This window comes from Dactylosporangium sp. McL0621, from assembly GCF_049995355.1.
Classification (GTDB): Bacteria; Actinomycetota; Actinomycetes; order Mycobacteriales; family Micromonosporaceae; genus Dactylosporangium.
In genome coordinates this window covers 12,125,039-12,137,643 of the sequence record NZ_CP188259.1, presented here as the reverse complement: position 1 = coordinate 12,137,643, position 12,605 = coordinate 12,125,039, and the positions used below count along the sequence as shown (strand labels likewise).

General features: G+C 72.7%; 10 protein-coding genes and 2 pseudogenes. 9 read left to right on the top strand and 3 right to left on the bottom strand.

The genetic code is table 11. The features are described 5' to 3' along the window. Window positions 1–25 precede the first annotated feature (25 nt). The gene (locus tag ACPPVO_RS57575) at window positions 26–532 is read right to left on the bottom strand and encodes a PaaI family thioesterase (RefSeq protein WP_426508218.1); all 507 of its coding nucleotides are present in this window, start codon (window positions 530–532) and stop codon (window positions 26–28) included. Window positions 533–598: 66 nt separating this feature from the next. On the opposite strand from ACPPVO_RS57575, the gene ACPPVO_RS57570 reads away from it, so the two are divergent. From ACPPVO_RS57570 to ACPPVO_RS57540, 7 genes and pseudogenes are all read left to right on the top strand, one after another. Then, complete coding sequence (locus ACPPVO_RS57570) at window positions 599–1,081, top strand: winged helix-turn-helix transcriptional regulator (protein WP_426508216.1); 483 nt, start codon at window positions 599–601, stop codon at window positions 1,079–1,081. Window positions 1,082–1,185: 104 nt separating this feature from the next. Continuing rightward, complete coding sequence (locus ACPPVO_RS57565) at window positions 1,186–1,923, top strand: S8 family serine peptidase (protein WP_426508214.1); 738 nt, start codon at window positions 1,186–1,188, stop codon at window positions 1,921–1,923. Further along, a pseudogene (locus ACPPVO_RS57560) lies at window positions 1,920–2,057 on the top strand (hypothetical protein); the annotation flags it as partial. The gene ACPPVO_RS57565 and the pseudogene ACPPVO_RS57560, both read left to right, overlap by 4 nt. A 94-nt stretch (window positions 2,058–2,151) precedes the next feature. Next, window positions 2,152–2,658: a hypothetical protein gene (locus ACPPVO_RS57555; protein WP_426508212.1), complete on the top strand. Its 507-nt coding sequence runs from the start codon at window positions 2,152–2,154 to the stop codon at window positions 2,656–2,658. Window positions 2,659–3,125: 467 nt separating this feature from the next. Further along, a pseudogene (locus tag ACPPVO_RS57550) lies at window positions 3,126–4,346 on the top strand (putative bifunctional diguanylate cyclase/phosphodiesterase); the annotation flags it as partial. A 61-nt stretch (window positions 4,347–4,407) separates the two neighbouring features. Beyond that, a complete protein-coding gene (locus ACPPVO_RS57545) occupies window positions 4,408–4,749 on the top strand; it encodes an EAL domain-containing protein (protein WP_426508210.1) in 342 nt (113 codons plus the stop codon). Between the two features lie 10 nt (window positions 4,750–4,759). Beyond that, window positions 4,760–5,458: an NRDE family protein gene (locus ACPPVO_RS57540; RefSeq protein WP_426508208.1), complete on the top strand. Its 699-nt coding sequence runs from the start codon at window positions 4,760–4,762 to the stop codon at window positions 5,456–5,458. Window positions 5,459–5,719: 261 nt separating this feature from the next. Here ACPPVO_RS57540 and ACPPVO_RS57535 read toward each other — a convergent pair whose 3' ends face one another. Together ACPPVO_RS57535 and ACPPVO_RS57530 are read right to left on the bottom strand one after the other, a co-directional pair. Next, window positions 5,720–6,514, bottom strand: a complete 795-nt coding sequence (locus tag ACPPVO_RS57535) for an SDR family NAD(P)-dependent oxidoreductase (RefSeq protein ID WP_426508206.1) — start codon at window positions 6,512–6,514, stop codon at window positions 5,720–5,722. Between the two features lie 28 nt (window positions 6,515–6,542). Next, window positions 6,543–7,127 carry a DUF998 domain-containing protein gene (locus tag ACPPVO_RS57530; protein ID WP_426508204.1) on the bottom strand — a complete coding sequence of 195 codons (585 nt, stop codon included), beginning with the start codon at window positions 7,125–7,127 and terminating at the stop codon, window positions 6,543–6,545. Window positions 7,128–7,364: 237 nt separating this feature from the next. Between ACPPVO_RS57530 and ACPPVO_RS57525 the strand changes: the two genes are divergently transcribed. Together ACPPVO_RS57525 and ACPPVO_RS57520 are read left to right on the top strand one after the other, a co-directional pair. After that, entirely contained in the window at window positions 7,365–8,327 is a 963-nt protein-coding gene (locus tag ACPPVO_RS57525; protein WP_426508202.1) for a LysR substrate-binding domain-containing protein, read from the top strand. A 280-nt stretch (window positions 8,328–8,607) separates the two neighbouring features. After that, window positions 8,608–12,603 carry an AAA domain-containing protein gene (locus ACPPVO_RS57520; protein ID WP_426508201.1) on the top strand — a complete coding sequence of 1,332 codons (3,996 nt, stop codon included), beginning with the start codon at window positions 8,608–8,610 and terminating at the stop codon, window positions 12,601–12,603. Window positions 12,604–12,605: the final 2 nt, after the last annotated feature.

Sequence of the window (12,605 nt, the reverse complement as noted above, 5' to 3'; positions counted from 1 at the left end):
GCACGGAGCGCCCGACTTATCGTGATCACGGCATCTCGAACAGCATGCAGGTCGAGGTCGCGTGCGCGATCAGCGCGCCGCGGCCGTCCGTGATCTGCGCCTGCGCCAGGGCCGTGCGCCGCCCCTTCGACAGCACGGTCCCCTCGCACGTCAGCACGCCCGACGCGATCGAGGCCGGCCGCAGGAACTTCGTGGTCAGGTCCAGCGTCGTGTACCCCACCCCCGCCGGCAGCGTCGAATGCACCGCGCACCCCGTGGCGGTGTCCAGCAGCGTGGCCAGCACCCCGCCGTGCACGGTGCCGAGGGGGTTGTAGTGGTACTCCTTCGGCTCCAGCGTCACCACGACCCGCCCCTCCTGCGCGTCGAGGCCCCCGGTGCCGAGCAGGTGCATGATCGGCGGGGCCGGCAGCTCGCCGCGGCGCATCGCCTGCAGCATCTCCAGGCCGCTCTGTCGTCCCAGCTGGGCCGCGTTGAGCATCGGGTCGGACCACGAGAACGTGCGGCTGCGGAGGTCCCCCTCGGTCTGCGTCATGGACCCAGCCTCGCGGGCCGGAGCTAGATCTGTCAACAAGACTCAGGCCCGGGTTAGCCTGGCACCATGAGACCCAGGGCACTCGAGTGGTCCGTCGAGAACTGCACGATCGGGCGCACGATGGCGATCCTCGGCGAACGCTGGACGCTCGTGGTGCTCCGCGAGGTCTTCAACGGCATCTTCCGCTTCGACGACATGCGCGAGCGGACCGGCATCCCGCGGCAGGTGCTCACCAACCGGCTCGGCGTGCTCGTCGACAACGGCATCCTGCGCCGCGTGCCGTACCGCGAGCCCGGCGCCCGCGCCCGCGACGAGTACCGCCTCACCGAGAAGGGCTTCGACCTGTACCCGCTGCTCGTCGCCATCCGCGAGTGGGGCGACCGGTACCTCGCCGACCCGGGCGGCCCGCCCCTGGAGACCGTCCACCGCGGCTGCGGCGCCTACGTGCACGCCACGCTCGTCTGCGAGGCGGGCCACCACGAGGTCGCCCCGCGCGACGTCGTCCCGCAGCCGGGGCCGGGGGCCATCAGGCGCGCACCCGTGGGCTAGGTCACGCACCGTGAGCGAAGACCGCCCGATCTGTTGACAACGAGCCGTCACCGGCTGGTCGACCATGGATCACGGCGAGTCATCGACCCATGGAAGGGGCCCGCATGCCGAGCAGATACCGGGGCGCACTGGGCGCCGCATCAGCGGCGATCCTTGCGATCGCGGCGGGGGCGGGCGCACCGGGCGGGCCGGCGGTCGCAGCCACCACCCCGGCCGCCGACGCCGCCGGCCGCATCCGCGTCATCGTCGAGTACAGCGACGCCGACGCGGCCGCCCGGGCGGTCATCGCCGCCGGCGGTACGGTCGGCCGGGCGCTGGCCGTCGCGGACGGCTTCGTGGCCGAGGTACCAGGCGACCAGCTGACCGCACTCAAGTCCGCGCCGGGGGTGCGCGGCGTGACCGAGGACGGCACTGTCGCACTCTCCGCGGCGCGATGGCGCGCCGACGGCGACGCCAACTCGATGTTCAGCGTCGTGCGCGCCACCGGCGCCCTCGACGTGTGGAAGAAGGTCGACTCGACCGGCAAGAACATCGCCGGCACCGGCGTTGGCGTGGCCCTCATCGACTCCGGCGTCTCATCGGTCACCGGCCTCAACGACACCACCCGCATCGTCAACGGGCCGGACCTGTCGTTCGAGTCGCAGGCGGCGAACCTGCGCTATACCGACACCTTCGGCCACGGTACCCATATGGCCGGCCTCATCGCCGGACGCGACCCGTCCACGAACCTGCTGACGGTCACCGATCCCAGCAACTTCACCGGCATGGCCCCGAACGCGACGCTGGTCAGCTCGTCGCCGACTTCAGCAGCCGCGGCAACGCCACCCGCTCGGTCGACCTGACCGCGCCCGGGCGCTCGATCGTCGGCCTGCGCGACCCCGGCTCGTACGTCGACGTGAACTACCCGACCGGGCTGGTCCCCGGCGACACGACCGGCCGCTACTTCCGCGGCAGCGGCAGCTCCCAGGCCGCCGCCATCACCTCCGGCGCGGTCGCGCTGCTGCTGCAGCAACGCCCGTCACTCACCCCCGGACGAGGTAAAGAAGTTGCTCACCAGTACCACCGACGCCATGCCCAAGGCCGAGAAGCTCGGCAGCGGGTCGGGCGAGCTGAACATCAAGAAGGCCATCGACGCGCCGACGCCGACCGTGGCCACCGCCACCCAGACCTGGGCCGCGTCCACCGGCACCGGATCGCTGCAGTCCGCCCGCGGTACCGCCCACGTGGCCGACCCGACGAGCGGCGTCGAGCTGACCGGCGAGAAGGACATCATGGGCAAGGCCTGGAGCGGCACCACCTGGGCCAAGGCGGCCACGGCCGGCACCGCGTGGAGCGGCGGCACCTGGAACGGCGCGACCTGGACCGGCACCGCGATGAACACCAGCCTCCTCACCGGCCGCAGCTGGTCCTCGGTCAACTGGTCGAGCACCAACTGGGACGGGCGCACCTGGAGCGGGCGCACCTGGAGCGGCGCCACGTGGGACGGGCGCGCATGGAGCGGCCGAACTTGGTCAGGAAACACCTGGAGCGGCCGAACTTGGAGTGGGAGCTACCGGTCCGGTTCCATCTGGCAGTAACACCATAAGATCCGCACAAACAGGGCGATGATGAAGAAAGCACGCGGTTGGAGTCGCCCGGATGCACGGGTCGCGATCCTCAGTCTCTGGCTGGGCGTCGCGACCATCGCGGCCCACGCGCTGCGTATCCGGTCCGGCGGCCTGCTCACCGCTCCCGACCCGGCGCCGCTGGCGATCCTGCTCGTGGCGTTCGCGCTGACCGAAGGCTTTGCGGTACACGTCCGGGTCCGCCGCGGCGGGCACGCGATGAGCCTCAGCGAGATCCCGATGGTGCTCGGCCTGCTGTCGGTCGACCCGACGCTGCTGCTGTGCGTGCGGCTCATCGGCGGGGTCGTGGGCCTGTCCGTCCTGCGCCCGACACCCGCGGCGTGGCCCGGATCGTGCTCGAACAGGCCCGCGACCAGCTGCGCGCCGAACGGGCCGAGCTCATCATCCCCGACGCCGAAGGCGCCCACGTGCGCCTGCGCATGCACGGACGGAAGACATTTGAGATCGGTACCGTCGAAGCCCTGCCCGAAACCGCGTGGTGGGCGCCCGCCAGGGCCGGTGAGCCGGTGCTCGTGGCCAAGGGCAGCCGCGTGATCGGGTCCATCGACGACGGCATCGCCGTGCCGGTACCGCTGAACGACGGCCAGTCCGGCGTGCTCCTCGTGGCCGACAGCCTGCCCGACATCCCCACCTTCGGCGGGCAGCACATGCGGCTGTTCCAGGCGCTGGCCAACCATGCGAGCCTCTCGCTGACCAAGGCCCGCCTCCTCGACGACCTGCGCCGCGAGGTGGCCCAGAAGGAGCACCTGGCCCTCTACGACCCGCTCACCGGCCTGCCCAACCGCCAGCACTTCCAGGCCCTCACCGACCGGCTGCGCGCCGAAGGCACCCCGGTCGCGGTGCTCCTGATGGACCTCGACCGGTTCAAGGACGTCAACGACGCCCTCGGCCACGACGTCGGCGACCAGCTGCTGCGGCTCGTCGGCGAGCGCCTCCAGGAGCGGCTGGGCGACCGGGGCCGGGTCGCGCGCTTCGGCGGGGACGAGTTTGCGGTACTGCTGCCGGACATCCGCACCCGCGAGCACGCCATCGCCGTCGGCGACGACCTCGGCGGGGCCATGGAGCAGCCGATCCCGATCGGGCACCTGCGGCTCAACGCACGCGTCAGCATCGGCATCGCCCTGGCCCCCGAACACGGCCACGAGGCCCGGACCCTCATCCAGCGCGCGGACGTGGCGATGTACGTGGCCAAGACGACCCACACCGGCGTGCGCGTCTACACCAGCGACGACAACCGCAACAGCCCGCGCCGCCTCGCCATGGTCGCCGACCTGCGCGAGGCCATCCAGCGCCGCGACCTGGTCGTCGTCTTCCAGCCCAAACTGTCGACCGCCACCGCTACCGTCGTCGGCGCCGAGGCCCTGGCCCACTGGCACCACCCCGCGCACGGCTTCGTACCGCCCGACGAGTTCATCCCGCTCGCCGAGCACTCCGGCCTCATCCGCCCCCTGACCCTGCACGTGCTCGAGGTCTCCCTGCGCCGCTGCGCTTCGTGGCGGCGCGCGGGCCACGACCTGCACGTAGCCGTGAACCTCTCGCCGAACAGCCTGCAGGAGTCGGACCTGCCCGACATCGTGGCCCGCCTGCTGGGCCAGGCCGGCGTCCCCGCGAGCGCACTCACCCTGGAGATCATCGAGAGCAGCATCATGGCCGACCCGACGGGCGCGCTGGTCATCCTGGACCGCCTGCACGCCCTGGGGGGTGAAACTCGCCATCGACGACTTCGGCACCGGCTACTCCTCGCTGGGCCGCCTGCGCGAACTGCCCATCCACGAGATGAAGATCGACCGCTCGTTCGTACAGCGCATCGCCGTGGACCACCGCGACCGGGCGGTCGTGCGCTCGGCCGTGCAACTGGGCCACGCCCTCGACCTCATGGTGGTCGCCGAGGGCGTGGAGGACGAGGAGACCCTGCACCACCTGCGCGACGAGGGGTGCAATCTGGTCCAGGGGTACTTCATCTCGAAGCCGCTGCCGGCCGACGAATTCGCCGACTGGCTGAGCGCCCGGCCCTCGGTTCTCCTCCGTTCTCCTGGGGCATAACGTCTCGTCCATGTGCACCGTGCTCCTCCGGTTCGACCCCGACGCCACGTGGCCGGTTCTCCTGGCCGCGGTCCGCGACGAGTACCTGGCCCGCCCCTGGGAACCCCCGGCCGAGCACTGGCCGGGCCGCTTCGGCGGCCGCGACAGCACCGCGGGCGGCACCTGGCTGGCCGTGGACCCGGCGCGCCCGAGCGCGACGGCGCTGCTGAACGGGCACCCTGGCCTCCCTCCTGCGGGTGACCGCCCGACGCGCGGCTCGCTGCCCCTGGCGCACTTCCCCCCGGAGGACGACGTGCTCCGCTCGTTCGACGCGTTCCACCTGGTGCGGGCCGAGCCGACCGAGATCGCGGTAACGTCCTGGGACGGCGTCGCCGTCACGCACCACCTACTGCCGCCCGGCGACCACGTGATCGTGAACCAGGGCATAGACGTGAACTCGTTCGCGCCGTTGCGCGCGGCGGGAACCCCCGACCCGAAGCCGGGCCTGTCATCGCTGGAGGCCTGGGGCGACTGGATCGCCTTGCTGTCGGGCGGCGAGTTCACGGGCGCGGCCGAGCGCCCGCTGCTGGTGCGCAAGGAGGTGGAGGGCCTCTTGTACGGGTCGGGGTCGGCGGCTCTGGTCGCGATCGGCGAACCGGGCGTGCGCTACGACTTCACGGCAAACCCAGGCCCGGACGCGTCCTGGTCGGAGATCCACCTACCGAACTGAGACGACACCGTCACGGCGCGTATTTACGGGCATGATCGGTTAGGTCGGGGAGGGTAGAATTAGGTTTGAAAAAGGGGGCCACCGACCGACACGTGTGCCGCCGGTTTCTTCTTCTGTTGTCGCGGCCGTCTCTTGGTGAGCCCCCGCCGCTCTGGGTGAGCCCTGCCGCGGCTTCAGGTGAGTCCTGCCGCGGCTTCAGGTGAGTCCTGCCGCGGCTCTAGGCGAGCCCTGCCGCGGCTCTAGGCGAGCCCCGCCGCGGCTCTAGGCGAGCCCCGCCGCCGCCAGGGACGCGTCCCACAGGCGGGCCGCGCGGTCGGGGCTGGTCGAGCGCGGTGTCGCGGGGAACGGTTCGCGAAGGAAGTAGTAGCCGCCCGGGGCCAGGTCCCGCGCCGGGGCGTCGGCCAGCCACTGCAGGGTGCCGGCGGCGCGCTCGGGCGAGGTGAACAGGACCGGGATGAGTTTGCCCAGCATGAACAGTGGGCTGCTCGACGCGAACCGGCTGCGTACCAGGCCCGGGAAGAACGCGGTCGGCAGCACGCCGTAGGGGGTCCAGCGCCGCGCGGCCTCCAGGGTGAAGAGGAGGTTGGCCTGCTTCGACGAGCCGTACGCCAGCCAGCGCACCCGGTGCCGGAGTGAGTTCCGCAGCGGGGCGTCGACGTCGAGCACGCCCCAGGCCTCGGCCAGCGACGCGGTGGTGATCAAGCGTGAGGTGCCCGCGGCGCGCAGGTGGTCCAGCAGTTCGTGGGCCAGGACGAAGCCGGCCAGGTGGTTCACGGTCAGGGACCGTGGGCCGCGGTACAGGCCTCCGGCGTTGTTGATCAGGACGTCGATGTGGTCGCAGGCCGCTCTGATCTCGGTGGCGGCGGCTCTCACCTGGGTCAGGTCCGCGAAATCGGCGCGGATCGGCGTGGCGTTCGGGAGCTCCGCGGCTATGGCGGCCAGGCGGCGCTCGTCGCGGCCCAGGAGGATCAAGCGGGTGTCCGGCGCGGCCAGGCGGCGGGCGGCGGCCTGGCCTATGCCCGCGCTCGCGCCGGTGATCACGATCAGTCGAGACATGCGATGAATCCGGAAAAAAGACGATATGTCACGAGATCTCCCGCGCGTGGCGCACCGCAGTCAGGACCACCCACGCCGAGACCGCCACCAGGGCCGCCCGCTCCGTCACGCCCGTGAACAGCGAACGGCCGACGAACAGGATTCCGCCCGCCGATAGCAGCAACGGCGGATAAGCGAGCAGCACCCCCAGCCAACCCGTCCAGCGATGCGGCGGGGGAAGCAGGCAGTACAACAGTATGGCCAAGGCGCACAGCAACAGCGCCGCGATCGCGGCCGCGGCATGAACCAGGTCCCGAACCGTCGGCGAGTCGTACGGCGGCAGCGGACACCCCGGGCTGCAGCGCACCGCCCCCGATGTGGCCGCCATGGGGGCCGCCAGCAGCAGTGACGCCCCGATCAGCCAGCGCGCCCGCCGGGCCGGCACGGCGAGGAGGGCCAGGGATAGGGCCAGCAGGACCATGCTCGCCGCATACAGCGTGGCGTGCGGCGCCCCCGGTACCCCCGCCTCCGAGACGTAGGCCGACGGGGGTGAGCCCGTCACCGCCGCCGTCAGTCCCGCGGCCCCGAAACAGCCGGACAGCGCCGAACCCAGTGCCGCCCAGCGGATGATCACCGTCCCAGCCTAGCCAGGAGCGGTCCCGGCCCAACCAGGGAGCGGTCCCGGCCCGACCAGGGAGCGGTCCGGGCCCGACCAGGGAGCGGTCCGGGCCTGACCAGGAGCGGTCCGGGCCTGACCAGGAGCGGTCCCGGCCCGACCGGGAGAGAGGGATTACCCTCGCCCTGCAGAAAACGGCACGCCTCAATATCTCCAGGCCTTCTGCCAGGGGCTCCGCGGCCCTACCGTCTCAGTATGGAACTGGAGCTGCGGCATCTGCGGGTCGTGTGCGCGATCGCCGACGCCGGCAGCGTGACCAAGGCCGCGTCAGTGCTCGGCCTCGCCCAACCGGCGCTCACCGCCCAGCTGCAGCGCATCGAGCGCGCGCTCGGCGGGGCGCTGTTCGAGCGGGACCGGCGCGGCGCGCGGGCGACCCCGCTGGGGGAGTTGGTGCTGGCCCGGGCCCGGGTGCTGCTGCCGGCGGTCAAGGGGCTGCAGGACGAGGCGACGCGGCTGGCCAGCGCGGCCGAGCGCCCGGGGCGGTACCGCATCGGCGCCGTCAACGGGCCCATCCTGGGCGGTCTGGTCCACCGGATCACCAGCAACCACCCGGCCGCGCAGGTCACCACGCACGCGTCGTGGTCGTCCTCGGAGCTGGGCGACCTCGTGCTGGCCGGCAAGCTGGACTTCGTGCTGGTCGGCGCCTGCGGGGACGCCCCGCCGGCCACCGACACCGGGCTGGCCTGGCGCGTCGTCGCGGCCGACCCCGTCTTCCTGCTGCTGCCCGAGGGGCACGAGCTGGCCGGGCGGGACGAGGTGGAACTTTCCGAGCTCGCCGAGGCCCAGTGGGTGGCCGCGCCCGGGGACGGGTGCTTCTCGTCCTGCCATGCGGCGGCGTGTGCGCGGGCCGGGTTCACGCCGAAGGTGCTCTTCGAGACCGAGGTGCGCGGGGCGATCGACCTCATCGAGTCGGGCGACGCCGTCGGGCTGTGCCAGGCGACGCTGCGGCCGATGGCGGGGTTGGTGACGGTACCGATCGCGGGGGCGCCCCTGCATTGGCGGCAGATGGTCGGCTGGCTGCCCGACGGGCCCGCGGCGAACGTCGCCGGGCAGGTGTGGGCCTACGCGATCGAGTCCTACGCGGACGCCGTCCGGCGCAACGAGCGCTACTCGAACTGGCTGGGCCGGCACCCCGACCGGCGAGGGCTGGCGTTGTAAAGCAAGGCCCGACCGGCGAGGGCTGGCGTTGTAAAGCAAGGCCCGACCGGCGAGGGCTGGCGTTGTAAAGCAAGGCCCGACCGGCGAGGGCTGGCGTTGTAAAGCAAGGCCCGACCGGCGAGGGCTGGCGTTGTAAAGCAAGGCCCGACCGGCGAGGGCTGGCGTTGTAAAGAAAGGCCCGACCGGCGAGGGCTGGCGTTGTAAAGAAAGAGGACCGGCGTTGTAAAGACGTGAAGAAAGGCCGGAACGACGAGCTTGCCAGGACGGATACGCTCGCACCGTGGAGGAAGCAAGGGGCACGCTGGTGCAGGAGGCGGCCCGCCGCTGGCGGACCCAGCTGATCGATCTCGGCGGCCGCAACACGCTGCTGTACTACCGCGACCTGCGCGCGGGCACCCTGGACCTGAGCGCCACCGACCCGGTCGCCCTGCAGGCCCTGCTCGGCGGCCGCACGCTGCCGCTCGGCCAGCTCTTCGCCGACCGCGACGCGCACGCCGCCGCGATCAAGCGCGCCCGCACGATCCGGAACAAGGCGCGGGAGCTCACCGAGGAGCGGGGCATCGAGACCTGCTTCGCCGCGATCGGCAGCGCCACCTGGACGCCGGCCCCCGGCTCCGGGGCCGCCCCCGCCGCCCCGGTGCTGCTGCGCTCGGCCCAGCTGCGCGCCCGCGGCGCGGCCGAGGACGACTTCGACCTCACCCTGCAGGGCGACCTGGAGCTCAACCCGACGCTGCTGCAGCTGTTCGAGGAGGACTTCGGTGTCCGCGTCGACGCCGACGAGCTCGAGGAGCTGGTCAGCTACACGTCCGGGTTCGATCCCCTGCCGCTGTACGAGCGCCTGACGAAGGAGGCGGCCGGGCGGGTCCGCGGGTTCGCGATCAGCCCCCGCTTCGTGCTCGGCACCTTCTCCTACGCGAAGCTGCCGATGGTCACCGACCTGCGGGCCGGGGCCCGGGCCCTGGTCGAGCACGACGTCATCGCGGCCATCGCCGGCGACCGCGACGCCCAGGCCGCGCTGCGCCCGGCCAGCGGTATCGCCCTGCGCGACCCGGACTGGATCCCGCCGGAGGACGAGTTCCTGGTGCTCGACGCCGACTCGTCGCAGAACTACGCGATAAACGCCGTCCTCGCCGGCGAGCACAGCGTGATCAAGGGTCCGCCCGGCACCGGCAAGAGCCAGACCATCGCCAACCTCATCGCCTCGCTCGTCGCCCGGGGCAAGCGGGTGCTGTTCGTGGCCGAGAAGCGCGCCGCGATCACCGCCGTGACCGACCGGCTGACCCGCCGCGGCCTGGGCAACCTGGTGATGGACGTGCACGACGGTACGACATCCCGGAGAAAGGTCGCGGCCGACCTGAAGGCCGCGCTGGACTCCGCGGCCCGCATCGCCCAGCCCGACCTTCTGGTGCTGCACGAGACGCTGGCGGCCCGGCGGGCGGCGCTCAACGACCACGACGAGGCCATGCACCAGATCCGCGGGCCGTGGGGGGTCTCGGCGTACCAGGCCCAGACCGAGCTGATCCGGCTGGCCGCGCTCGTCACCCCGATGACCGCCGTCCGGCTGCGCGGCCCGGTGCTGGCGAACCTCGACGAGGCCGGCGCCCGGCGCGTCCGCGAGCAGCTGCGCGACTACGCCACGGTCGGCGGGTTCCAGCTGACGGAGCAGGAGTCGGGCTGGATCGGAGCCGCCGTCCGCACGCCCCAGGAGGCCCAGGCCGCCTTCGACCTGACCGAGCGGCTGTCGGGGCACACCCTGCCCGGGGCGCGCCCGGCGCTGGAGTACGTCGCCGCCCAGACCGGCCTGCCCCGCCCGGTCAACGTCACCGGCTGGCGTGCGCTGTTCGCGTTCCTCGACCAGATCGCCGCCACGCTCGGCAACTTCCAGCCGGAGGTGTACCGGGAGGATCTGAGCGCGTTCCGCAACGCCGCCGACCTGGGCTGGTGGGCCCGGCGCAAGCTGCGCAAGCGGGCCGCCCGGCTCTGGCGCGGCCCCGGCCACCCGACCCCCGAGCAGCTCTTCGAGGGCCTGGCCCGGGCCGAGCGCCAGCGGGAGCAGTGGGGCGGCGAGCCCCGCCTCCCATCCGACCTGCCCCGCGCCCGCGAGGCGTTCGACGGCCTCGACCGGGAAGTGCAGGAGCTGCAGCGGTACTGCGTGCACATCCCGCTGCTCACCATGGACCTCGACCGCCTGGCCCGGGTGCTGCAGTCCCTGGCCGCGGACGAGCGCACCCTGCGCCGGGTCCCGCGCCTCAACGAGCTCGCCGAGGCCTTCGCCGCCGCCGGCCTGCACCAGCTCGTCGAGGACCTGCAGGCTCGGCGGGCCGATGCCGACCGGGCCGCGGCGGTCTTCGACGCGTGCTGGTACGCCTCGATCCTGCAGCACCTGAACTTCACCGACCCGCGGGTCGGCGCGTTCGACGGGCCGCTGCACGCGCGGACCGTCGCGGAGTACCGCGACGCCGACCGCCGCCACATCGACGCCACCGCCACCCGTGTGCTGCGCGCCGTCGCCGAGCACATCACCCGGGTCCGCGACGAGTACCCCGACGAGAGCCGCCTCGTCGAGCACCAGGCCAACCTCAAGCGCCGCCACCTGCCGATCCGCCAGCTCTTCGCGACGGCCCCGCACATGCTCACGGCGCTGCGCCCCTGCTGGGCGATGAGCCCGCTCGTGGTGTCCCAGCTGCTGCCGGCCCAGGCCGACCTCTTCGACGTGGTCGTCTTCGACGAGGCCAGCCAGGTGACCCCGGCCGACGCCGTGCCCGCCCTGCTGCGCGGCCGCCAGATCGTGGTCGCCGGCGACGAGCACCAGCTGCCGCCGACGTCGTTCTTCACCGCGGCCGAGGAGGGCGTCGGCGCCGACCCGCTCGGGGTGAACGCGGACGGCTCCATCGACCTGTCCCTCACGTCCGGCTACGAGTCGATCCTCGACGTGCTCAGCGCGCTGCTGCCGGGGTACCTGCTGCGCTGGCACTACCGCAGCCAGGACGACCGGCTCATCGGCTTCTCCAACGCGCACATCTACGAGGGCTCCCTCGTCACCTTCCCGGGCGTCGCGGGGGAGGGCAGCGTCCAGCACGTGCACGTGCCGTTCACCGCCGAAGGCGCGACGGAGGAGGCCACCGACTCGGTCGCGGCCGAGGTGCAGCGGGTCGTCGAGCTGATCCTGCAGCACGCCCAGGTGCGGCCCAACGAGTCCCTCGGCGTGATCACGATGGGCATCACCCACGCCGAGCGCATCGACCTCGCCCTGCGCAAGGCGCTGGCCGCGCGGCCCGAGTTGCACGCGTTCTTCGCCGAGACCGCGGCCGAGCCGTTCTTCGTCAAGAACCTCGAGCGGGTCCAGGGCGACGAGCGCGACGCGATCATCCTGTCCATCGGGTACGGCAAGAACGCCGCCGGGCGCCTGCTGTACCGCTTCGGCCCGCTGCTGCTGCCGGGCGGGGAGCGCCGCCTGAACGTGGCCGTGACCCGGGCCCGGCGGCGGATGACGCTGGTGAGCTCGTTCACCGCCGCCGACATGGACCCGGCCCGCTCGACCAGCGACGGGGTGCGGCTTCTGCGGTCCTACCTGGAGTACACCGAGTCGGGCGGCACGTCGCTGAGCCCGGCGGCCGCCGACCGCCCGGCGCTGGGCGCGTTCGAGGCCGACGTGCGCGACCGCCTCACCGCCGCCGGGGTCCCGGTCACCCCGCGCTTCGGCGTGGCCGGCTACGCCATCGACTTCGCCTGCGCGCACCCGACCAACCCGAACGAGATGGTCCTGGCGATCGAGACCGACGGGGAGACGTACCACTCGGCGAGCACCGCCCGCGACCGCGACCGGCTGCGCCAGGAGCAGCTCGAGCGCCTCGGGTGGCGCTTCCACCGCATCTGGTCGACGGACTGGTTCGCCGACCCGGTGGCGGAGACGGCCCGCGCGCGGGCGGCCTACGACGAGGCCGTGGCCGCGGTCGAGGCCCGCCGCACCGACGAGCCCACGGTGGTGCTGCACCTCGACCCGCCGGCCCCGGACGAGGACGACGACGGCGAGCGCTCCCGGCCCCGCCCGGAGTTCGTGCCGGGCCGCCCGATCGGCGAGTACCCGCACGAGCTGCTGGTCGAGCTGATCCGCTGGATCGAGTCCGACACCCTGCTGCGCACCGAGGAGCAGGTCGTGGAGGAGGCGCGGCGGCAGCTGGGCTTCAAGCGGGGCGGCTCGCGGATCAACGCCGCCCTGACGACCGCGCTGGACGAGGCCCGCGGCGAGGCCGGCGAGCGTCCCGAGACGGACTAGGG

Excerpts from the sequence above, each read along its gene's own strand:
- ACPPVO_RS57525 (WP_426508202.1), top strand. The coding sequence starts at position 7,365 with ATGGAACTGGAGCTGCGGCATCTGCGGGTCGTGTGCGCGATCGCCGAC.
- ACPPVO_RS57540 (WP_426508208.1), top strand. The coding sequence starts at position 4,760 with ATGTGCACCGTGCTCCTCCGGTTCGACCCCGACGCCACGTGGCCGGTT.
- ACPPVO_RS57570 (WP_426508216.1), top strand. The coding sequence starts at position 599 with ATGAGACCCAGGGCACTCGAGTGGTCCGTCGAGAACTGCACGATCGGG.
- ACPPVO_RS57535 (WP_426508206.1), bottom strand. The coding sequence starts at position 6,514 with ATGTCTCGACTGATCGTGATCACCGGCGCGAGCGCGGGCATAGGCCAG.
- ACPPVO_RS57555 (WP_426508212.1), top strand. The coding sequence starts at position 2,152 with ATGCCCAAGGCCGAGAAGCTCGGCAGCGGGTCGGGCGAGCTGAACATC.
- ACPPVO_RS57565 (WP_426508214.1), top strand. The coding sequence starts at position 1,186 with ATGCCGAGCAGATACCGGGGCGCACTGGGCGCCGCATCAGCGGCGATC.
- ACPPVO_RS57575 (WP_426508218.1), bottom strand. The coding sequence starts at position 532 with ATGACGCAGACCGAGGGGGACCTCCGCAGCCGCACGTTCTCGTGGTCC.